The organism is Streptomyces sp. NPDC048383 (assembly GCF_040651775.1).
Classification (GTDB): Bacteria; Actinomycetota; Actinomycetes; order Streptomycetales; family Streptomycetaceae; genus Streptomyces.
This window is the reverse complement of sequence record NZ_JBEZKS010000067.1, coordinates 1-21,022: the sequence shown is the minus strand read 5'-3', so window position 1 is coordinate 21,022 and position 21,022 is coordinate 1. Positions and strand designations below refer to the sequence as shown.

At 70.7% G+C, this 21,022-nt stretch carries 17 protein-coding genes and 1 pseudogene; 9 read left to right on the top strand and 9 right to left on the bottom strand.

All coding sequences use genetic code 11. The features are described from left to right. Positions 1-125 precede the first annotated feature (125 nt). Entirely contained in the window at positions 126-3,452 is a 3,327-nt protein-coding gene (locus AB0D46_RS33190; RefSeq protein ID WP_362883019.1) for a tetratricopeptide repeat protein, read from the bottom strand. A gap of 756 nt (positions 3,453-4,208) precedes the next feature. On the opposite strand from AB0D46_RS33190, the gene AB0D46_RS33185 reads away from it, so the two are divergent. From AB0D46_RS33185 to AB0D46_RS33150, 8 genes and pseudogenes are all read left to right on the top strand, one after another. After that, entirely contained in the window at positions 4,209-4,391 is a 183-nt protein-coding gene (locus AB0D46_RS33185) for a cypemycin family RiPP (RefSeq protein WP_362883017.1), read from the top strand. Positions 4,392-4,753: 362 nt separating this feature from the next. After that, positions 4,754-6,259, top strand: coding sequence for an alpha/beta fold hydrolase (locus tag AB0D46_RS33180; protein WP_362883016.1), 1,506 nt, complete (start codon positions 4,754-4,756; stop codon positions 6,257-6,259). Then, positions 6,249-6,809, top strand: coding sequence for a hypothetical protein (locus AB0D46_RS33175; protein ID WP_362883014.1), 561 nt, complete (start codon positions 6,249-6,251; stop codon positions 6,807-6,809). Before AB0D46_RS33180 ends, AB0D46_RS33175 begins: the two co-directional genes overlap by 11 nt. Next, positions 6,806-7,378, top strand: a complete 573-nt coding sequence (locus AB0D46_RS33170) for a CypD family RiPP peptide-cysteine decarboxylase (protein WP_362883012.1) — start codon at positions 6,806-6,808, stop codon at positions 7,376-7,378. Before AB0D46_RS33175 ends, AB0D46_RS33170 begins: the two co-directional genes overlap by 4 nt. Beyond that, positions 7,371-8,108, top strand: a complete 738-nt coding sequence (locus AB0D46_RS33165; protein WP_362883010.1) for a methyltransferase domain-containing protein — start codon at positions 7,371-7,373, stop codon at positions 8,106-8,108. The genes AB0D46_RS33170 and AB0D46_RS33165 overlap by 8 nt, the downstream gene beginning before the upstream one ends. Continuing rightward, positions 8,105-8,737 carry an ATP-binding cassette domain-containing protein gene (locus AB0D46_RS33160; protein WP_362883009.1) on the top strand — a complete coding sequence of 211 codons (633 nt, stop codon included), beginning with the start codon at positions 8,105-8,107 and terminating at the stop codon, positions 8,735-8,737. The genes AB0D46_RS33165 and AB0D46_RS33160 overlap by 4 nt, the downstream gene beginning before the upstream one ends. Beyond that, positions 8,734-10,281: a hypothetical protein gene (locus AB0D46_RS33155; RefSeq protein WP_362883008.1), complete on the top strand. Its 1,548-nt coding sequence runs from the start codon at positions 8,734-8,736 to the stop codon at positions 10,279-10,281. Before AB0D46_RS33160 ends, AB0D46_RS33155 begins: the two co-directional genes overlap by 4 nt. A gap of 61 nt (positions 10,282-10,342) precedes the next feature. Further along, a pseudogene (locus AB0D46_RS33150) lies at positions 10,343-10,501 on the top strand (DUF255 domain-containing protein); the annotation flags it as partial. A gap of 33 nt (positions 10,502-10,534) precedes the next feature. On the opposite strand, the gene AB0D46_RS33145 reads toward AB0D46_RS33150, so the two are convergent. The 8 genes from AB0D46_RS33145 to AB0D46_RS33110 all read right to left on the bottom strand — a co-directional run bounded on the left by AB0D46_RS33145 (position 10,535) and on the right by AB0D46_RS33110 (position 18,490). After that, on the bottom strand, positions 10,535-10,942 hold the full coding sequence (locus tag AB0D46_RS33145) for a PIN domain-containing protein (protein WP_362883007.1): 408 nt from the start codon (positions 10,940-10,942) through the stop codon (positions 10,535-10,537). Beyond that, complete coding sequence (locus AB0D46_RS33140) at positions 10,939-11,211, bottom strand: hypothetical protein (RefSeq protein ID WP_362883006.1); 273 nt, start codon at positions 11,209-11,211, stop codon at positions 10,939-10,941. Before AB0D46_RS33140 ends, AB0D46_RS33145 begins: the two co-directional genes overlap by 4 nt. Positions 11,212-11,323: 112 nt before the next feature. Next, the gene (locus AB0D46_RS33135; RefSeq protein ID WP_362883005.1) at positions 11,324-12,775 is read right to left on the bottom strand and encodes a CBS domain-containing protein; all 1,452 of its coding nucleotides are present in this window, start codon (positions 12,773-12,775) and stop codon (positions 11,324-11,326) included. Positions 12,776-13,141: 366 nt separating this feature from the next. After that, positions 13,142-13,681, bottom strand: coding sequence for a hypothetical protein (locus AB0D46_RS33130; protein WP_362883059.1), 540 nt, complete (start codon positions 13,679-13,681; stop codon positions 13,142-13,144). Positions 13,682-13,701: 20 nt separating this feature from the next. Beyond that, positions 13,702-15,666, bottom strand: a complete 1,965-nt coding sequence (locus tag AB0D46_RS33125; RefSeq protein WP_362883004.1) for a hypothetical protein — start codon at positions 15,664-15,666, stop codon at positions 13,702-13,704. Then, a complete protein-coding gene (locus AB0D46_RS33120) occupies positions 15,663-16,826 on the bottom strand; it encodes a 5'-methylthioadenosine/S-adenosylhomocysteine nucleosidase (protein ID WP_362883003.1) in 1,164 nt (387 codons plus the stop codon). Before AB0D46_RS33120 ends, AB0D46_RS33125 begins: the two co-directional genes overlap by 4 nt. Beyond that, positions 16,827-17,570: an NUDIX domain-containing protein gene (locus AB0D46_RS33115; protein ID WP_362883002.1), complete on the bottom strand. Its 744-nt coding sequence runs from the start codon at positions 17,568-17,570 to the stop codon at positions 16,827-16,829. It lies immediately after the preceding gene. A gap of 353 nt (positions 17,571-17,923) precedes the next feature. Beyond that, a complete protein-coding gene (locus tag AB0D46_RS33110; protein ID WP_362883001.1) occupies positions 17,924-18,490 on the bottom strand; it encodes a Uma2 family endonuclease in 567 nt (188 codons plus the stop codon). 231 nt (positions 18,491-18,721) lie between these two features. On the opposite strand from AB0D46_RS33110, the gene AB0D46_RS33105 reads away from it, so the two are divergent. Then, positions 18,722-20,788, top strand: a complete 2,067-nt coding sequence (locus AB0D46_RS33105; RefSeq protein ID WP_362883000.1) for a thioredoxin domain-containing protein — start codon at positions 18,722-18,724, stop codon at positions 20,786-20,788. Positions 20,789-21,022 lie beyond the last annotated feature (234 nt).

The following is a 21,022-nucleotide window of genomic DNA, read 5'->3' as shown; positions in this document are numbered from 1 at the left end:
ACGGATCCGGACCCGCTCGCGGGAGCCGGTCGGACCGGCCCACCTCCGCGTACGGACCCGCTCGCGCCCGTCGGGGCGCGGGACGGGTTCCGCCCACTCCCGCGGGGGCGCGGTACCGGTTCCGCTCAGGCCCGCGGTGGGACCGGGACCCCCATGACCTCGCGCGAGCGCAGGCTCGGGACCATGCCCAGCCGCCACGCCTGCCAGCCCTCCGTCGGGTCCACGCCCCGGCCCAGGATCACCCCGTACGTCTCCAGGCAGTCGTCCAGCCTGCCGTCGCGCAGCGGATGCGGGGCCGCCACCAGCCGGGACAGCTCGGCCCGCGCCTCGTCCGGGGCGGCGGGGTCCGCGTACGGCAGCAGCGTGCACCGCAGGAAGCGGGCCCAGTCCTCGCCGCGCAGGTCCCCGTACGAGACGAACAGCCGCGCCGCCTCCTCGCACAGGCCGAGCGCCTGCGGGATCCGGCCGTTGCCCGCGTCCACCACCGCCAGCTCCAGGCAGGTCCACGCCTCGCCGTGGGCGAGCCCGATGCGTCGGAAATCGGCCCGCGCGTCCACCAGCAGCTGACGGGCGAAGCCGGAGTTGCGCAGGTTCCCCGTCTGCGCCGCCCGCTGGTCGCGGGTGACCCGCCCCGAGTGGTGGCGGGCGTGCGCCAGCCCGTACACGTCCCGCATCCGCGAGAACATCGTCCGCGCCCGCTCCAGCTCCCGGACCGCCCGGTCCCGCTCGCCGCCCTCCTCCAACGCCTGACCGAGGTAGTACAGCGTCCACGCCTCCCCGCGCGTGTCCTCCGCCAGCCGGTGCCGGCCCAGCGCGTCGCGCAGCCGCTCCTGCGCCGGACCGGGATCGCCGTCGACCACCCGGGCCCGACCCAGCTGGGTCAGCGCCCAGGCCCGGCCCCGGTCGTCGCGGGTGCGCCCGTACAGGTCCAGGGCCCGGTTCAACTCCGTCTCGGCCCGCGGCACGTCCCCGAGCCGCAGGTGGACCTGGCCCAACTGGAAGTGCGCCCACGCCTCGCCGTGCACGCTCTCGTTCTCCCGGTGCAACACCAGCGAGCGCTCCAGCAGCGCCAGCGCCTCCGCCAGGTGCGCCCGGTCGCGTTCGACCGCCGCCAGCGCGTGCAGGCCCCACGCCCGGTCGCCCGCCAGCTCCGGTGCCTCCTGCAGGGCCAGCGCCTCCCGGATGCGGGTCGCCGCCTCCGGCAGGTTGCCCTGGTGGTGCAGGGTGATCCCGAGCGAGACCAGGGCCATCCCGGCGCCCGCCTCCTGCCGGGCCTCCCGGTACTGGTCGACCAGCGAGGTCAGCGTCGTGCGCGACTTGTCCAGCTCGCCGAGCTGACGCGCCGCGATACCGGTGCGCCACTGCACCGAACGCGCCATCCGCTCCTCGTCCACGGCCCGCGTCAGCTCGTTGATCTCCCCGAGCCGGTACAGGTCCCCGCGCAAGAGGCAGAAGTCGCAGAGCGCGCCCAGCAGGTCCAGCACCGTCTGCTGGTCGACACCCTCCGCGTGCCGCAGGGCCGCCGTGATGAAGCTCGACTCCTCGTCCAGCCAGCGCAGCGCCGCGTCGAGGGAGGCGAAGCCGTGCCCGCCGAAGTGGTTCGCCCGCGTCGACATCTTCCCGTCGACCATCCGGATCACCGAGTCCGCGAGCTGCGCGTAGTCCCGGATCAGGCGCTCCTGGGCGGCCGCCGCCTCCGCCCGGTCCTCGTCCGCCGCCAGCCGCGCCGCCGCGAACGCGCGCACCGCGTCGTGCATCCGGTACCGCTCCCCGCGTACGAGGTCCAGCAGGCCCGCCTGCGCCAGGTCGCTCAGCAGCCGACCGGCCTCCGCCCGGTCCGAGCCCGTCAGCGCCGCCGCCGCGGACGCGCCGAGCGAGGCCCGTCCGGCCAGCGTGAGGCGCCGCAGCAACCGGCGCCGCTCCTGCGGCAGCCGTGCGTAGGCCAGGTCCAGGGCGTGCTCCAACGAACCGTCCCCGCTGTCGGAGGCCCGCGCCGCCCCCAGCGGGGCCAGCACGCGCAGCGCGAGCGGCAGCCCGGCCCCCAGTTCCAGCAGCCCGGCCTCCGCCTCCGGAGCCGGCGCGGCCTCGCCCGCCGCCCGCGCCCCCTCCCGCAGCACCTGCGCCGCCTCCGGCGGCGCCAGCCGCCCCACCGGCAGCTGGTGCACCCAGGCCGACAGGTCCGCGGGCAGCTCCAGCGGCTCCCGCGCGGTGACCAGCACCAGGCTCTCGGAGCGCTCGGGCACGAGCGTGCGCACCTGCGCCGCGTCCACCGCGTCGTCCAGCACCACCGTCACCGGGAGCCCGCGCAGGTGCTGGTGGTACAACTCGCCGAGCCGGCGCACCTGCTGGTCCGCCGACGCCCCTTCGCGGAACAGCAGCTGCTCGCGCGGGGCGCCGAGCCGGTTCAGCAGGTGCAGCAGCGCCTCCCGGGTGGGCAGCGGGGTCTCCGGCGCCGCCGACCCGCCCCGCAGGTCCACCAGGCACGCGCCGCGGAACTGGTCCCGCAGCGCGTGCGCCGCCCGCAGCGCCAGGGAGGTGCGGCCGGAGCCGGGCTCGCCGTGCAGGACCACGACCACCGGCCGGGTCTCGGTGCTGGCCCGGGCCGCCTGCACCCACTGCGCGATCCGGGTCAGCTCCGCCCGCCGGCCCGTGAACAGGGCACCGGAGTCGGGGAGCTGCCCGAACGACTGCTCCAACATGCCGCGCCGCCGCGCCTCCGCGCTGCGGTCCGTACCGCGCAGCGGGGCGAGCCCGCCGCCGGAGGCCTGCTTGCCGATGGCCGCCGCGCCACCGGACCCGGCTCCCGGGCCCGGCGCGGGCCGGGGGGAGGCGCCGTTCGTGCCGGATCCCGATCCCGGCCCCGATCCCGACGCCGGCCTGCCCGCCGTTCCGCCGCGCGCGGGGACCCGTACGGCCGCGGCCGCGGTGCGCTCCCGCTCCAGGAACGGCCGTACCCCGCGCACCTCCAGCGCCGACAGCCACTGGAGCCGCAGCTGCTCCGGCCCGCCCGGCCGGCCGGCGGCCCCGGCGCGCCGGTTCGCGGCCGGCAGGTGCAGCGCGGTCACCTTCGCCACGGTCGTGGCCGCCCCCGCGACGCCCACGACGATGCCCGCGCCGACCGCCGTACCGGCGTCGACACCGAACGCCAGGTCCGCGCCCGCCGCGGCGAGGGCGGCGACCGCCGTCACCAGCAGGGCCGTCGAGGTGTTCCCCCGTCGGAAGGCCTCCCCGAGGGACAGGTCCCCGGACGCCGCCTCGTCCAGCGCGAGCGCGTACGCCGCGTACTCCTCGGCCGCGGCCGCGGCCATCCCGTCCAGGGCCTTCAGGCCGCGTGCCAGCAGCGCCTCCTGATCGGCCGGTGGCAGGGCCGACCCCGCGACGCCGCGCCGGGCCTCCTCGTCGACGGCCCGGGCCAGCAGGCGTTCGGCCTCGACACGATGGCTGTCCCGCATCGGCATCCTCCTCGGAGAGCTCCGCAAACGTGCGCCAAGTGTCCTGCGGGACGATCCTGAAGGCGAGCGAATCTGAGCTAGTTCAGAGGGAGTTGGACCAGGACCGATCCCATCGCCGGGCAACCGCGTCCCTGTTGGTCCGCCGTGACGCCCTCCCGGAGGAGGAACCGCCCGCCCGGGGCGGCGAGCCCGTCCAGCCGAGGAGGTGACGCCGCCCGGGTCGCGAGGGGCCGCTCACCGCTCGCGCCTCCCTGGAGATCCACCACACACGCGCCGTGCGGAACGGACGGGGTGGCCCCGGCGGGACGGTCGACATGACGAACGCGAGGGTGTGGTGGGTCGAGAACTGGCCGGATGTCGCCGGCCCCGAGCGCCGCGGGCAGGGGCGCCCGGGGCTCCGCCGCCCGCCCCCACCCCGTCGGGCGCCCCGCGCCGCGGGTCCTCGAACATCCTTCGCCGCCGGCGAGGGCGCCGCCCCCAATCGTCCGAGTCGCCCCGCTGTAAAGAATCCGTTCGGATGGCCGAAAAAAGTCGTCGGTTCTGCCGCATTACAGGGCCTGTGTTATGCGGCAATAGCCGGGCAATTGTGCTTGACGAGTTCTTGAAGGTCTGCTTAAGGTCGGTCCGCAACGTCGAAGTTGCAAACGTTGTGCAGCGCGTTCATTCAGAGCGGGCGACGGGGGTGGCAACGTTCAATATGCCGATACCATTCGCTCGCATGATCACCGACGAAAGGTTAGTGAAATGCGATCTGAAATGACTCTTACGGGTTCCAATTCCGCTGAGGCTCTGGCGGCGCAGGACTTCGCCAACACCGTTCTCGGCGCGGCGGCCCCGGGCTTCCACGCGGACTGCGAGACGCCGGCCATGGCCACACCGGCCACGCCGACCGTTGCCCAGTTCGTGATCCAGGGCAGCACGATCTGCCTGGTCTGCTGACCCAGGACTGAGACTGCCGCCGGAGAGGCCCGTCGCAACCGGGCCTCTCCGGCGCGCGGTCCAGAGTACTCACGACGGCGGCCAGGCATGCGACGGGGGAGACGGACAATCCGGTGAAATGGAAGTGGTGGGGGCAGTACGCCTCGAATGCGACAGCCGCCCAGGAAGCGGCCGATCGCGTATTTCTTCCGATAGCGATCGGTCAGGCTCTGGCAGCCGCGGAGACCTTGTTTCTCCGTGAGGAATTCGAAGAGGACGGATATCTGAGGGGCACATCGGCCCGGCAGTATCCGGCAGGCACATTGCGGCACCGAATAGGCCGTGTAATCGACCATCCGCGGACTCCCCGCGTGCTCGCGGGAGTGACTCTTGCCGCATCGGCGGGCCTGGCGCTCGCCCGCGGAAACCGGAAGGCCCAGATCGCCGCCGCGGCGGTCATCGGGACGTGCAACCGGCTGAGCGAGATCCGCACCCCCTACGGGCGGGACGGTGCGGACCAGATGACGGCCGTCATCACCCAGTACCGCGCCCTCACCGGGCTGATTCCCGACCAGCGGCTCTCCGACGACCTCTTCCTGCGCGCGGTCAACTTCCAGGCCGGGCTGAGCTACGCGGTCTCGGGAATCTCCAAGGCCTTCGGCAGCAGTTGGGTCCAGGGCGACGCCCTGCTCGAAGTCCTTCAGACGGAGGCGTACGGCCGGGGACCCGCCGCGGCGCTCCTGCGCGAGCACCCGCGACTGTGCCGGGCCCTGACCGTCGCGACGGTGGTGTGGGAGACGTCCTTCCCGCTCATCTACCTGTTGCCGCGCAAGCGGGCCTCCCACGCGCTCATGGCCGTCAAGGCCTTCCACGTCGGTGTGGCGGCCGCCATGGAACTGCCGCGCTTCGTCTGGGGGTTCTTCGGATCCCACGGAGCCGTCGGCTACGTCCTGGACACCCGCGGCGCCCCCCGGACGTTCGAGAAGGCCGTGTTCGCCGTCGCCGGCGGCGCCGTCCTCACGAGCGCGCTGATCGCACGCGAGAAGCGCCGGGTCGCCGAGCAGCGCCGGCTCGGCCCCAAGGGCGCAGCACGGCTCCGCCATGCCGACGGCGAGGTCGAGTACCGGGTGGACCGTCCCGCGGAGGGGACCCCCTCCCGCGCGGTGATCGTCCTGGAGTGCGGCCTCGGGCAGTCCTTCGAATCGTGGGAGTGGGTCGCGCGGAGCCTGGCCGAGCACCACACGGTCATCCGCTACCACCGCTCCGGATACGGCCTCACGACCTCCCGCGCGGAGAACGGCGACCTCCTCGCCGCCGTGCTCGACGAGGTCGGCGTCGAGGGCGGGATCGTGGTGGCCACCCACTCGATCGGATCGCTGAGCGCCGCCTCCTACCTGGGCGAGGGGCCCCTCGCCGGCCGTGTCGACAAGCTGATCGTGGTCGACGGCACCGACCCGGTGCTGCTGGACGAGGACCGCACGGACCGCAGGCGGCTCGGCCGGTTCCTCCAGGCGCAGGTCTACACGCTCGTGGCGGCGCTCACCGGGATCTACGAGTGGGCTCCCAACGCGGTGGAGCGGCAGGCGGGCTACACGCCCGACGTCCAGTACAGCCACGTGCAGTTCGTGTTCTCGCCGAGGAACATCGTCAACTCGGTCCGCGAGTACCGCCGCATGGGGACCGAGGGGGCCGTGGAGCGTCTCGGCGCGGTCGAATCGGTCCTGGTCGTCGCCTCGGACGAGTACGCCGAGCAGCAGGCGGTGCTGGCCGAGAAGCTCGGGGCGAAGTTCGAGGTGGTGCGCGGCTCGGCGCACCGGTCGATCATCGGGTACCGGGAGCACGCCGAACAGGTCGAGGGCGCTATCAGAAGGTTCATGGATGCTTACTGACCGGATCAAGGGCGGGGCGACCACCGTCGCGGTCGGGGCGCTCGCGGCGCACCTGGTGGCGACCGTGCTGCAGAACACCCCCGACTCGTACAACCAGGACATGCGCACGTTCACGGGCGGCTGGCCCATCCCCGGCTGGCGGTTCTTCGCACCGAACCCGGGCGTGCAGAACGTGCACCTGCTGGTGCGGGAGACCACCGACGAGGGTTCGACTCCGTGGCGCGACGTGACCCCCGTCGTACCGCACGGGTGGACGCAGGTGCTGTACAACCCGCGCAGCCGCGGCCCCAAGGCGCTCTTCGACGCCATGCAGCAGCTCTCCATCATGAGCGCGAACCAGGCCGACTTCTCGTGGGTCACCCGGAGCCTGCCGTACGAACTGGTGCTCGCGGCGAGCCGGGCCGCGGTGGCCGACGACGCCCGGGCGCTGCAGTTCCTGCTGATGAACGTGTTCCCCAGCGCGCCCGCGGACCAGCGGATGAAGCCGATCCTCACCTCCGAGTGGATCCCCCTGGGGACCGCCGCCCGCCCGGCGGGAGCCGTCGCGTGAACGTGGAGAAGTTCGAGGGGGCGGAGCTGCACGTCCATGTCACGGGCTCCATCAGCGCGGCGCTCGTGCCGTGGTGGATCCACTGGCTGCGCGAGTTGCAGCCGGAGCTGGTCGTGAACGTGTCGGTGACGCCCGCCGCGTCGCGGTTCGTGGCGGTCCGGGCGCTGCGCCACCTGGCCAACGGCGCCGTGTGGGTCGACTCGTGGGACGACCCGGACGTGCCGCCCGAGGTCAACTCGGGGAGGAGCGGCGCCTCCGAGTGCTTCCTCGTCTTCCCCGCCACGCTGGACACCGTCATGCGCCTGGCGCAGGGGCGCGCGGACTCGCCCGCCCTCATGATGCTCCAGCTGACCGACGCGCCCCTCGTGATCGCGGACACCTTCCCGGGGTCCAACGAGATCGTCGAGGACAACGTGCGGACCCTCAAGCTCCGCCCGAACGTCGCGTTCGCGCCGCGGGTCAGTGGTGTGCGCGCGAGCAACCGGCAGACGGCCGAGGTGGGTTTCAACCTGCCGGGTGCCCTCGCCGTGGCCAACAGGATGCGGAAGGAAGGGCGTTCCGGTGAGTGATCCGAGCGTGTACGACGAGACGGCGATCGAGGCGTACGACCTGGTGTCGTCGATGCTCTCCCCGGGGGCCGGGCTGGTGGCCTGGGTGTCGTCCCACCGGCCCCTGGACGGGAAGAGCGTCCTGGACCTGGGGTGCGGCACGGGCGTGTCCTCGTTCGCGCTCGCCGAGGCCGGTGCGCGGGTCGTGGCGGTCGACGCCTCGCGGCCGTCCCTGGACGTGCTGGAGAAGAAGCGCCTCGACCGCGAGGTCGAGGCGGTGGAGGGCGACTTCCGCGCACTTCGGTTCGACTCCACGTTCGACGTCGTCACGATGTCCCGGAACACCTTCTTCCTCGCCCAGGAGCAGGAGGACAAGATCGAGCTCCTGCGGGGCATCGCCCGGCACCTGAAGCCGGGCGGCGCGGCCTTCCTGGACTGCACCGACCCCGCCGAGTTCCAGCGCACGGGCGGCGACGCGCACTCGGTCACCTACCCGCTGGGCCGGGACCGGATGTTGACGGTGACGCAGACCGCGGACCGCGCCGCCCAGCAGATCCTGAGCATCTTCCTGGTCCAGGGGGCGTCGACCCTCACCGCGTTCCACGAGCAGGCCACCTGGGCTACGCTGGCGGAGATCCGCCTGATGGCGCGGATCGCGGGTCTGGAAGTGACGGGCGTCAACGGGTCGTACGCGGGAGAGCCGTACACCGCGCGCTCGCGGGAGATGCTGGTCGTACTGGAGCGGCAGTGAGCGAAGTGCCGGCGATCGCCGCGGAGGGTGCCACGGTCGTCCTGGACGGGACCACCCTCCTCGCCCCGACCACGTTCGAGGTGATGCCCGGCGCGTTCTGGTGCCTCACCGGAGGCAACGGCTCCGGGAAGACGACGCTCCTGCGGGCCTTCCTGGGGAGCCGCAGGCTGACGGACGGTGCCGTCCTCGTGTGCGGCGAGACCGTCGACATGGCCAGGCCCCGGCACCGGCGTCTGGTGGCCTCGCTCGTCGAACCGATCCCCGTCGCCCGTGACATGACGCTCCGCGAACAGGTGACCCTGGTCGCCGCCTCCTGGTTCGGCAACACCACGGAGACCGCCGAACGCGCCGACGAGATCATCGGGCGGCTCGGGCTCAGCGCGCTGGGCACCCGCTTCCCCTCCCAGCTCTCCTCCGGCCAGCTCCAGCTCTTCAACCTCGCGCTGACCCTGGTCCGCCCGGCCGACGTCGTCCTGCTCGACGAACCCGAGCGGCACCTCGACACCGATCGTGTCGACCTCGTCGCCGCCCTGCTCGCCGAACGGGCGGAGCAGGGGACGTCGTTCCTGGTCGCCACCCATGAGGCCGCCGTGGTGGAGGCCTGCGACGGCGTCATGGAGCTGGGATGACCACGGACAGCATCAACGCCGTCGAGGCCGACCCCAGGGACCGCGTCCACGCCGTGCGACATCGGTACGCCCACCGCGGCGACCGCGCCACCGTGCAGGACTGGGCGTACACCGTCTACCTCGGCGTCATCCTCAGCGCCGTCTACGTGGCGCCCGTCGTCTACCTGGTGCGCACCACGGCGGCGCTCGTCCCGCTGCCGTCCGCCGAGGCGGTGACGTCCGTGGCCTGCCTGGTCGCGGCGACGGTGGTCTGGGGCGCCCAGCTCACCGGCCGGTTCTGGGGACCGCTGGTGCTCAAGCCGTTCCTGCTGCACGTGTTCATGTCGACGGACCTGTCCCCGACGCACTACCTCGCCGCGATCGCCCGGCGTCGACTCGCCTACGCGGGACTCGGCACGGTCCTGGTCGTCTGCACGGCGGCGTTCCTGGCGACCGACCTGCTCGACGACCCGGGAAGCCCACTGCTGCCGCAGTCCCTGGCCGTCGCGGTCGGCATCGGCGCCGCCGCCCCCGTGGCCTGGCTGTGGGGCCAGGTCCGCACGGTGCGCGAGAACGTCCTGTTCGCCGCCGCCGTGGCCGTCGCGGCGGCAGGCGTGGCCCTGCTCGGCCGCTCCGCCCTCGTGGGCGGGGGCGGGCCGTGGCTCGTCACCGGTGTGCTCGTGGTCGCGGCCTTCCTGCTCGGCCGGTCCGCGTTCCGGGCCGTCCGTACGGTCGATCTCACCCGGCTCGCCCGGGAGTCGGCGCGTGCCGCCGAGGCCCAGACCTTCGCCTGGACCGGCACGCTCCACCACGCGCTCGATCTGTACCGCCCCCAGCCGAGCGGGCTCACGTCCGCCCTGACGCGCCCGGACGGGCGGCTGCGCGGCCACCTCGCCCAAGGGGCGGTCCGCGCGGTCCGCACCCGGGGCCGCGCGCTCGCGGCGGCGGTGTTCCTGCCGACCGGCGGCGTCCTGCTGGCCCTCGGGGTCGCCGAGCCGGACGCCCGGCTGGCGACACTGTCCTGGACGACGGGCGCGGTCGGCGTGTACCTGGGGTCCGGCTGGGTCGGCGAGAGCTGGCGCGGGCTGCGCGACGAGCTGACCCTGGCCCCGTTGCTCGGCGAGTGGTGGGGCGGGGTGCTCGCCCGCACCCTGGCCTGGCCGGTCGTCGCCGTGGTGGTCCCGGTGGGGCTCGCGGGCGCCGTCACCGTCCTGACCCGGTGGCCGCTCCAGGACGGACCGGTCGACGCGGTGCTGCTCACGACCGGGTCGGTGGTGCTCGCGCTGGGCGCCAGGTTCCTGCGCGAGATGAAGATGAACCTGCCCGTCGAGCTGCTGCTGCCCATCATCACGCCGCTGGGCGACCTCTCCGCCCTCCGCGTCTTCGTCTGGCAGTTCGACGGTCTCGTCGTCGTCCTGCTCGGCGTCCTCGTGATGAACGGGATGCCGTCCGCGTCGGGCGCCGCCCTGCTCGCGCTGGTCGCGGCCGCCTGCTGCGTCCGGTCGGGCCTGCGCCGCACCGGGTGGCCCCTCCGCCCCTTCGCCACCCGCCTCGGCCGGGTCTAAGGCGGACCGGCCGGCGGCAGGGGTCCCGCGGGACTCCGGGGCGGCAGGGCAGGATGGACACATGGCGAATCGACTGGCCCATGAGACCTCCCCGTACCTCCTTCAGCACGCCGACAACCCGGTCGACTGGTGGCCGTGGTCGCCCGAGGCGTTCGAGGAGGCCCGGCGCCGCGACGTCCCCGTGTTCCTGAGCGTGGGGTACAGCTCCTGCCACTGGTGTCAGTGAACTCACAGACCCAGTAGTCGACGGTGCTTACACGTCTCTGATGATCACGCGCTTCCCGCAGAGCTTCGACCAGTCGTCACGGTCGGAGGTCAAAACGATCACCGGGGTCGGGGCGCGGAGCGCGAGCGCGGCGACGAGGGCATCGATTGCGTACTTGTGCCCGTGCAGCCCGCCTGCGTCCTGAAGCAGCTCCACGGCAGTCAGGGAGTCCTCCTGGCTGACCGGTTCCACTCGCAGTCGGGAGAGCACCCACTTCAAGCGCGCCAGATCGGTCTTCCCGCGTACGGCTTCAACAATGGTCAGCGCGGACACGAGGACGGGAACCCCAGCCTGCCGGGATGCCTCAAGGCGAGCCGCCATACCGCGGTCGTTGCGCAGGAGCAGAGAGAGCGCCTCGGAGTCGAGCACCAGCGAGCGGGCTGGCTGCTCCTTCACGCGGCGCCCCGCTCGACACCCTCGGCGTTCACGTCTCCGAACAGCTCGCGACGAGCGGCTTCGATCTCCTGCTCCGTGAGCGCGCCGTGCTCCTCCTCGTGGGACGCCACAATCTCGGCGAGTCCGTCCATGGCGAGCTGGTGCCTGACGGCTTCGGTGATGTAGCTGGACAGCCCGCGGCGGCCGGTTCGGGAGCGGAGCTCGCTGACCAGCTCGGCGGGCATGGACACGGAGATGTTCTCAGTGGTCCCGGCTCGAGTCTGTTTCATACCCGAAGTGTAAGACGATATTTATTACAACGAGAATCCTTGAGGTGTCGGCACTGACGAGGGGGTGAGGGCGGAGGCGCGTGGTGGCCCGGGGGTGGCCGCGCGCCTCGCTTCAGCTTCCGTATCGGCGCAGCAGCTCGATCATGTTGCGGAGCTTCGGTATCGCGTCATCGCCGGCCTTGTCCTTGTCGTTGAAGTGCATCAACTCGTTACGGACCTCGCGCAGCTCGTCGAGGCGGGCCACGAAGGACTTGCGGTCCAGCGGCCACCCCAGCTTGTCCCATTGCTGCTGATTGCTGAGGATCTGCTGATAGTCCCCATACGACATCTGGCCGAAGGCAGTGATGTTGCGGAGCTTGTCCGGATCGCAGAGCGTGATCACCTCCTGAAGGTCGAGGCTTTCCGAGATGACCCGGCGCAGCTGCCGGTCGAGGTCGCCAATGAGGAGGAACGGCCGCGCCGTGGCGCCGTACTCGGCGGCTACGTCCGCGATGGTGATGATTCCGGCGATCTGCTTCGTCTGGTCCCGCACCAAGAGGAAGCCGTACTGCTCCAGGTAGGGCAGGACGTCGATCAGATGATCGGCATAGCTGACATCGTGAGCTTTGACGATGGCCTGGGAAAAGGGAGCCTGGCTGTCCTTGTAACGAGCCTGGGCAATGGATTCCCAGGTGACGGCCCCCTGGAGGTTCCGAGTTCCGTTGAGCACCGGCAGCTGCGAGTACCCGTTGAGCTGCATCTTGGTGAATGCTTCCTCGAAACTCGCCGAGGAGGTCACAGATACCACTCCTCTGAGCGCCGAGGGCAGGTTGCCGACCGTCTGTCCCTGGATTGGCTCGCCCTTGTCCTCCGTGTTGCCGGAGGTGGTGGCGGTCGCTGGTTTGCCGGTCGTCCTCGGCTCCGCCTGCTCTGTTGCCGCCTCCGGTTCGGCCGTTTCCTCGTCCATGTCCTCGGTATCCAATGACGGCCCGGTCAAGGTGACCCGGTCGTCGATGCCTACGGCTGCGAAGTCCGGAACGGTGGACAGGCCGTGGTTGGTCAGCTCACTGGCTATCTGCTCGCTGATCAGGTAGCCGCGTCGGGAAGCCCCCCACCAGCCCAGCAGATCCCGGACGGTGAGCGTGATCGGAGCATCTGCATCCGCTTGCTTCCGGGCGTCTTTCAACTGGGCGTGCCGCGCGGCGGAGACGTCTGCTGCCGAGCCGCCGGACGCGGGCTGCTCCGCCACCGTGTCCAGGAGGCTCTGTCTCAGAACGTCCAGCAGGGTGCCGTCGTCAAGTGCCCAGGCGGTCCATCCGTCGTAGGGGCCCCGCCCCGTGGCCGCAGCAGCTGCCGCGGAGGGGGACTTGAACCGCTGACCGTCGCTCAGCTCGATCCTGCCGTCCCCGGTCACCTTCGCGAGGTGTGCCTCTCCGGACTGCTTACGCCGGAAGGTGAGCTGCGTCCCGGCGGTCAGCAGTTCGGCGTCTACCAGATCGGAGACCAACACCCGCCGTCCCTCGATCAGGTAGGAGGCTCGTCCCAGGGGCTCCTCCGCGCCGTCGCCCAGTTTGGAGTCGGTCATAGGTGTCTTCCTCCGGCTCGATCCCGCCTCGCAACGGTCTGATCATCTCAGAGGCGCACCCCGCACTGCTGTGGATTCCGTCCTTCCTCAAGAATGGGGCCAGACTCTTCACCGTGGGCGTGACCCGGGCCCCCAGCGTGGCTACGTGATTGCCGCCTGGGAGGCCCTCGCCAGAGCGGCAAAAGGGACGGTGCCGGCCCAGTGGCCTCTTCGGCCCGCCGGCTGCTGAGTCGACGGGACCGAATCCGTTGCAGCAGGAGATCTGGGAGGGCTTCTAAGGCCACGTCCGGCACACCGCCGTCCATGACGAGGACACCTGCTATCCCGACGTCGTTGCCCAGGCCCGCCACAGTATTTGGCTTAGTGCTATCGCTCCCTACGGCACAGGAACTGCCAGCCCAGCACGGCCAGGGCGAGCGTCTGCCCGAGAGAAGCGAGCAGGAGCAGGGGCTGAACGACAGGAGACATCCAGAACGCGGCCGTGCAGACCATGGGGAGGACCAGGTACGTGAACAGGTCCACCGCAGTCTGAAGCCGCTTGCGCGCGGTGCGGCCCGCAACGTTGCGGTGGTAGATCTCCCAGCCGAACACTGCACCGTGGGCGGAGGTGAGTTCCTCAAGGCGCGGTCCCAGCCGGTCGCGGACGTAGTAGCCGATCGCCGAGATCTTCTCGTCGTTGACCAGGTAGGTCCAACCCAGGATCAGACAGATCGCGGGGACGGAGAGCAGTAGCCGGGACTGCCCGCTCTGCGCGGTAACCGCCACGACCGCAGTGGCTGCCGCGAGGGTAAAGTACAGCAGGTTGTCGCGGAACCCTATGCGGGTCTTCTGTTCCTCCTTGAGGCAGCCGTACTCGGCCAGCAGGATCTTGCTCTCGGTGACGTCATCCGTGGAGGGCACAGGCACTCCTCTGCTCAAGTTCAGGATCATCCGACGACCTGGAAGGGCGCCAGGCTGTCGGGGCCGTGCCGTTCGATCCAGCTCTTCCCGTCGGCAGCTATCCCCTCCAGAAGGCGGAAGGTGTGGGCCGAGCCGGCCGCGCTGAGGTTGATCTCGGAGATCTCCTGGGAATTCTCGGTCGGCGCCAGTTGGTGGGCGTCGGCGTCCTTGATGCGGATCTTCCTGGCCGGTCCGTTGGCGAGTACGAGCTCCAGGTCGTAACCGACGTCGGCGTTCTCCGTCACTTGGACTGAGGTCAACGCGTCGAACCGGTAGTTGCTCCGTTGCTCGTTTCTGCGCGTTGCGTCGTAGAAATTGCATTCGGAGCTGATCTCGCGGATGCCGTCCTGGGTGAACAGGAAGAGACGAAACACGTAGTGCGAATACCGCCATGGGCCGCCCCGGACCCGGCCACGTTTGTAGGAAGGTCCCGGGGCCACCAAGATGGTGTGGGTGATCAGATCACGCCAGGTGAGCCGGTGGTGTCGGAGTGCTTCGTCGACGAAGGAAGTCTTGTCGCACGTGAGCCAGGTCTCCATCTCTAGTTCGCTGGGACGAGTCTTGTCGAGGAACGATTTCCAGCGCTGATATGCGATCTGTCGTGAGGTCAGTTGTTCCTGGTAGTCCTGGGTCTCTCGGTCCAGTCGGCGCTCTTCACGTCGGACCTCCAGCCATCGCAAAGCGGTCGCGTGACCGGACCAGCCAGCACCGAGGACGGCTAGGAACGCCCACAGAGACCGTGGTTGGGCGGCATCGGAGACTGCCGTGCCGAATGCGGCCAGAGTCGCGACGCCGAGAACGACGAGGGACGCCACGGTCAGAGCCTTCGTCCTGACCGGAATCTGGTCCTTGAGGTGCTGATCGGACAGGGTTCCGCTGGTGTGGCGATGACGGGCGTCCTCGGCGAGGTATCGGATCAGCCAGTCGACCCGTTCCACACCGATTCGGCTCTCCCGGTAGAGGTCCGCGATCTCGGCGGCGAGGCTGCTGCGGATCTCAACCGTGTGGGCGAGCCAGGCATCCGGGGTGAACCCGTGCGGCCTGCGAACGCTGAAGTAGTGATCGAACGAGTGGCGGACGCGCTTGGTGAACCCGTCCTCGGCGAGAGCGGGGCTACGCGGGTGCGAAACGCGGGCCTTGGTCGTGAGGCCCGGCCATCGGACGCCGAAGCGGGCCGCGGTCAGGCCTGCGCCGAGTGCCACCGACAACTCGACGATCGCCTGGGCCGGTTCCGCGGACAGCGCCAAGGCCCAGAGGACCGTACCGCTGATCGCGAACAGGACCGCCCGGACGGGGAGGGCCGCCTTGGCGGCGGCAGCGGTGCTCGGGCGGGGCGGAACGGCCCGCGCCCCGATGGGGACGGGGGCGAAGTAGGCCCAGACCCGCTGAGCCCGGTCGTTGCCGAAGCGCTCCGCTCTGGCCCGTCCGAGGGTCTCCGCCCACAGGTCGTCCTTCAGCCCTCCGGTGAGTATGACGTCGAGGTGGCGGAGGATCGCGTCGTGCTGGCGGAACGGCAGGTCCTGCAGCTGCTTCAGCACGGGTCCGGTCTCGCTGCCGGTGGTGCTGAGTACCGCCAACAGGTCGAAAGTGACGCGCAGGGCTTCCTTCCATTCGTCCTCGGCGTAGGTCCGCACGAGCCTGGAGGCGTAGCGCAGCCGCTCGACCTCTTCGGCGGTCAGGTCGTGGTGGGTGCGTGCGCTGAGCATGGCGAGCACCCAGTGGAAACGAACCTCCGTGCTGTCGTGCCCGTGGACGATCGCATCAGTGATCATTTCGCGGGCCCGGCTGGGGACGCCGTCCTCCAAGAGCTGGACGCCGACCCGGTATTTCTCCTGCGGCGAGGCGTCCGGGTGGACGAAATAGATGGTGGAGTCGTGTACGGTCTCGGCCTGGATCCCGATGGTGGAGTTGTACGCGGCCGAGCTGTACGCGGCACCGTCGTTGTGGCTCATGCCAGGTCACCGGCCGCCGCAACCATGGGAGCCAACGTGGCCACCAGCGCGGGGCACTCCGCGACCAGTCCGCGCAGCCTCTTGAGCATCATGACCGTCCGCTTCGACGATTCAGGGGTGCGCTCCCCGGCCAACCGTAGGGCGGAGTCCAGATCGGCCAGGGACTCCCGGTAGCTGTCCTCGTCAAGGGCGCCCTCGGTGCGGTGCCACCCCAGCTGATCGCGGAAACCGTTCAGCTCCGTGATCAGGTCCGTCGGGCCGGATGTCTTCGAGACCGCGTTCATGTGGACACGGCTGCCCGTGACTGAGCCGGCCATGATGCCGACGGTGCTGTTGTGGACGGTGTTGCTGACGCGCCGCTCGAACCGGTCGGCCGAACGGGCACTGTCATCCTGGCGCATCGCGGCCTCCTCCTGCTCGCCCACCAGTTCCACTGCCAACCGGATGGCGAACGCCGCCGCGTTCGCCGCGGCCCGCGGCTGCCAGTTGCGGTCGTCCGAACTGTTTTTCGTGCCGTCCGCCCGGTCGCTGATCCCCCGGATGATGGCCACCGGCGCTCCGCTGAGATGGCCGGCCTGGGCCACACCGGCCGCCTCCATCTCGATGGCGAGCGCGTCGTTGTAGTGCTGTCGGATCCACTTCGCCTCGGCCGAGATCCTTGAGTTCTGGACGATCTCGCCAGCGGCGATCGCCCCGAAACGCACCTGCGGTCCGTCCTCGTGACCGGGTGCGGGGTCCGCCCAGTCGTTCAAACGGGCCAGGTGTGAGGCGAGCTGGCTGATGCCGTGCGGCGCTTCCCACACCCGGGGACGGGCTTTGAGCCCGTCGTCCTCGCTGGTCCCGCCGTGGTAGGCGTATACGTGTGACGCCATCACCACGTCACCCAGCCCGGTGGTGTCCCACAGGGCGCCGGCGACCCCGACGAATAAAACGGCCACCGGAGAGAACTCCTGGATCGCACGTTCGGCGATCACCGCGGCGGAATGGTTCCCCTTGTTCGTCAGGCCGAGCGCGACACGGCACGATGTGCCCCGTACGGTTCCCACCTCGAACCGGGTACCGCGTTCGTGGAGATGCACCTGAAGATCCGCCAACCTCTGGCGCACGGACTGATATTCAAGATTGAGGGCGGTGAGAATCACCACCGGGTCTTTCGGCATCTACTCCTCTTCCCCTCTCGTGTTCCCTTCCGTCGCAGATGGCGCGGGTCGGATCAGCGGTGGGAACAGCACGGTTCTCGGGCCGGCCCGGTACAGCCGTGCGGGCCGCCCTCCCGTAGTTTTGCGGTCCGTGCCGACGGGGACTATGAATCCCTTCGCGGCTTGGACCTTCCGGTAGAAATTGCGGGTGTCGAGTGTGGTGCCCCAGACGGCCTCGTACACCTGCTGCAACTCTGCGATGGTGAAGCTCTCCCCGCAGAACGCAGTGGCCAGCGCCGAGAATTCGATCTTTGTGCGCGCGCGTTCGATACCGTCCGCCGCGATTTGATGGTGGTCGAAGGCGAGGGTCGCCTCGCCGGACAGGACGGCTTCTGCGGGAATCCACGCGGCATCGGTGGCATCTGTCCCCGCGACAGGGTCGGGCAGCCCCGGCGCGATCGCCAGGTGGGCTACGGAGACGACTCGGCCCCGCGGGTCGCGGCCCGAGCTTCCGTACACGGCCAGCTCTTCAAGGTGCACCCAGCCGGAGGTCAGGGCCGTTTCCTCACTCAGTTCGCGGTAGGCGGCGTCCAGGATCTCCTCGCCATCGTGGCTAAGGAACCCTCCGGGCAGCGCGAGCATGCCCCGGAAGGGATCTTCACCCCGCTCCACCAGGAGGACGTGCAGGCGGCTTTCCCGCAGCGTCAGGATCACGAGGTCGACCGTCAGCAGGACAGAAGGTGGTGACCATGTGTCATCTTGCATGTCCTGCAAAGTACTTCAGTTACTGTCACTTGCACAAGAAGTAGGTCGGTGCGATCGACGCACCGCTCGACCTCATGGTCGTGGCGCGCGCGGAGGGCCGGCTGGTGGTCGAAGGTGTCAGCTCGCGCCTGCCCGCAGTGTCACGGTTTCCACCCGTGACCGGCATGGCCTTCCGTCGACGTGACCTCAATCGGTTCCTGACCGGGCGCGGTTTATCGATCGCTTGTGAGCCGGCATGGCGTCCGCAGGTGGTGCGTCCGGCCTGAAGGCGGGGAATGGTCCGGTCGGTCCGCGAAGAACGACGGTCCGGGCGCTACCGGTCAGATGTCGAAAGCGGGGAGGCTTCTCCGCTCTTACATGACCCCGAGATCGACCGTGATGGAGAAGGGCACGGTGGCCTTCACCGTGCCGGTGAACATCTCGCCGTCCCTGTAAGCCTTGGTGGCGGGGTCGAGGACGTGGGTGTACACGATCGGGACGCCGGTGGCGGCTTGCTCGACCCGCCAGTAGAAGGGGATGCCGGCCTTGGCGTACTGGTCCACCTTCACGATCCGGTCGGTGGTCTCCGAGCCGGGCGACACGACCTCGACGACCAGGAGTACGTGCTCGGGGCGGGTGGGCGTGAGGTCGATGGTCTCCGCCCGGTAGACGATGACGTCCGGACGGCGGTTGGTGAGCGGCACGTCCTGCAGGCGGACGTCGAAGTCCGTGTCCGCGTTCCAGTCCGGGCCCGCGGCGGCGTCCAGGGCATTGGCCAGGACCCGAGCCAGCCGGTTGTGCCGCTTGGAGGCGCTCGGGCTCACGACGACCATCCCGTCCACGATCTCGATGCCAGCGCACTGCTCCTCGGACCAGGAGTCGTACTGCTCCGCGCTGATCTGCGTGTGCATCCACGCGGGTGCCACCATCTCGGCGGTCATGAAGTACCTCCTTCGAGGATGCGGTGCTGCTCGACTCAGCGTACTGCCCGCCTCTATTCGGGCACCGGCTTTGGGTCAGGGCAGAACCTTCGGCGTCCGCAGGGCGACCTGGGGGCAAAAGGGGCGACCCGCATTCGCCACGTGATGGCGCATGAGTGCAAATCGGCCAAGTGGGGTGGGGGTTTGTGGGTCGAACCGGCAGGGCCGTGTCGGCGTGAGAGGCTGGGCCGTATGAACCGGTTGGCTGGTATGACCTCGCCTTATCTGCTTCAGCACGCCGACAATCCGGTCGACTGGTGGCCGTGGGGACCCGAGGCGTTCGAGGAAGCGAAACGGCGCGATGTACCCGTTCTGCTGTCGGTCGGATACTCAGCGTGTCATTGGTGTCACGTGATGGCGCACGAGTCCTTCGAGGACGAGCCGACCGCCGCCTACATGAACGAGCACTTCGTGAACGTCAAGGTCGACCGGGAGGAGCGCCCCGACGTCGACTCCGTCTACATGGAAGCCGTGCAGGCGGCCACCGGGCAGGGCGGCTGGCCGATGTCCGTCTTCATGACCGCCGACGGCGAGCCCTTCTACTTCGGCACCTACTTCCCGCCCGAGCCCCGCCACGGCATGGCCTCCTTCATGCAGGTCCTCGAAGGGGTGCGGGCCGCCTGGACCGGCCGGCGCGGCGAGGTCGCCGAGGTGGCCCGGAAGATCACCCGCGACCTGGCCGAACGCGAGCTCGGATCGGGCGCCGGAGCGGGGCTGCCGACCGCCGAGTCCCAGGCCAACGCCCTGCTCCAGCTCTCCCGCGACTACGACCCGGCGAGCGGCTGGTTCGGCGGCGGCGACACGAAGTTCCCGGCCGGCATGGTCGTCGAGTTCCTCCTGCGCCACCACGCCCGCACCGGCTCCGACGGTGCCCGCGAGATGGCCGAGGGCACCTGCGAGGCCATGGCGCGCTGCAGCCTCTTCGACCAGGTGGGAGGCGGCTTCCACCGCTACGTGCTGCGCCCGCGGCCGGGCGCCGAGTTGGTCCCGCACTTCGAGAAGATGCTCTACGACAACGCCCTGCTGTGCCGGGCGTACGCGCACCTGTGGCGCAGCACGGGATCCGAACCGGCCCGCCGCGTCGCGTTGGCGACCGCCGACTTCATGGTCCGCGAACTGCGCACCGACCAGGGCGGTTTCGCCTCGGCGCTGGACGCCGACAGCGCGGACCCGGTGACCGGCGAGCACGTCGAGGGCGCGTACTACGCCTGGACGCCGGCCCAACTGGTCGAGGTGCTCGGCGAGGAGGACGGGGCACTGGCGGCGGCCGTCTTCGGGGTGACCGAGGAGGGCACCTTCGAGCACGGGACCTCGGTCCTGCGGTTGCCGCAGGACGGTCCCGACGTGGACGCCGACCGGCTGACCGGCATCAAGGAGCGGCTGCTCGCCGCCCGCGCCGCGCGGCCCGCGCCCGGGCGGGACGACAAGGTCGTCGCCGCCTGGAACGGTCTGGCCGTCGCGGCCCTCGCCGAGTGCGGGGCGTACTTCGAGCGCCCGGACCTGATCGAACGGGCCACCGAGGCCGCCGACCTGCTCGTACGGGTCCACATGGACGGCAAGGCCCGGCTCGCGCGCACCAGCCGTGACGGGGAGGTCGGCCCGAGCGCCGGGGTGCTGGAGGACTACGGCGACGTCGCCGAGGGCTTCCTGACGCTGGCCGCCGTGACCGGCGAGGGGGTCTGGCTGGAGTTCGCCGGGTTCCTCGTCGACCTGGTGCTGGACCGGTTCACCGCCGAGGACGGCTCGCTCTACGACACCGCGCACGACGCCGAACAGCTCATCCGGCGGCCCCAGGACCCCACCGACACGGCGGCGCCGTCCGGTTGGACCGCCGCCGCGGGGGCGCTGCTGTCGTACGCCGCGCACACCGGCTCGCAGGCGCACCGGACGGCGGCCGAGCGGGCGCTCGGGGTGGTGCACGCCCTCGGGCCGCGCGCCCCGCGTTTCATCGGGCACGGTCTGGCGGTCGCGGAGGCGCTCGTCGACGGGCCGCGCGAGGTGGCCGTCGTCGGACATCCGCAGGACGCGGCGCGGGCCGCGCTGCACCGGACGGCGTTGCTGGGGACGGCTCCCGGGGCGGTGGTGGCGACCGGTCTGCCGCTCCGGGCGGACGGCACCGGCGGGGAGTTCCCCCTTCTGGCCGAGCGCACCCTCGTGGACGACCTGGCGACGGCGTACGTGTGCCGGCACTTCGTCTGCGCGCGACCCACGACCGAACCGGGCGCGCTCGCGGAGCAGTTGGGCACGGTTCGACCCTGAAGCACCGGGACCGACGTCCGCCGGGGTCCTCGCCGGTCAACGCGGCAAGCAGGACCCGGCCGGGCGGCCGGAGCGGCACCGACCACCTCGTCCGCTCGTCGTCCGTGGCGTCGCGACGCCACGGACCCGTCCACCCGGAAGGGGGCCCCGGGGCACACGAACCCCGGGGGCGGCTTCGGGTCCCGAGAGGGACCCGGCGGGAAGCCCCGCCCCCACGCCCCGACCGGGGGCTGA

Excerpts from the sequence above, each read along its gene's own strand:
- AB0D46_RS33190 (WP_362883019.1), bottom strand. The coding sequence starts at position 3,452 with ATGCGGGACAGCCATCGTGTCGAGGCCGAACGCCTGCTGGCCCGGGCC.
- AB0D46_RS33185 (WP_362883017.1), top strand. The coding sequence starts at position 4,209 with ATGACTCTTACGGGTTCCAATTCCGCTGAGGCTCTGGCGGCGCAGGAC.
- AB0D46_RS33175 (WP_362883014.1), top strand. The coding sequence starts at position 6,249 with ATGCTTACTGACCGGATCAAGGGCGGGGCGACCACCGTCGCGGTCGGG.
- AB0D46_RS33155 (WP_362883008.1), top strand. The coding sequence starts at position 8,734 with ATGACCACGGACAGCATCAACGCCGTCGAGGCCGACCCCAGGGACCGC.
- AB0D46_RS33140 (WP_362883006.1), bottom strand. The coding sequence starts at position 11,211 with ATGAAACAGACTCGAGCCGGGACCACTGAGAACATCTCCGTGTCCATG.
- AB0D46_RS33135 (WP_362883005.1), bottom strand. The coding sequence starts at position 12,775 with ATGACCGACTCCAAACTGGGCGACGGCGCGGAGGAGCCCCTGGGACGA.
- AB0D46_RS33125 (WP_362883004.1), bottom strand. The coding sequence starts at position 15,666 with ATGAGCCACAACGACGGTGCCGCGTACAGCTCGGCCGCGTACAACTCC.
- AB0D46_RS33120 (WP_362883003.1), bottom strand. The coding sequence starts at position 16,826 with ATGCCGAAAGACCCGGTGGTGATTCTCACCGCCCTCAATCTTGAATAT.
- AB0D46_RS33115 (WP_362883002.1), bottom strand. The coding sequence starts at position 17,570 with ATGCAAGATGACACATGGTCACCACCTTCTGTCCTGCTGACGGTCGAC.
- AB0D46_RS33110 (WP_362883001.1), bottom strand. The coding sequence starts at position 18,490 with ATGACCGCCGAGATGGTGGCACCCGCGTGGATGCACACGCAGATCAGC.
- AB0D46_RS33105 (WP_362883000.1), top strand. The coding sequence starts at position 18,722 with ATGAACCGGTTGGCTGGTATGACCTCGCCTTATCTGCTTCAGCACGCC.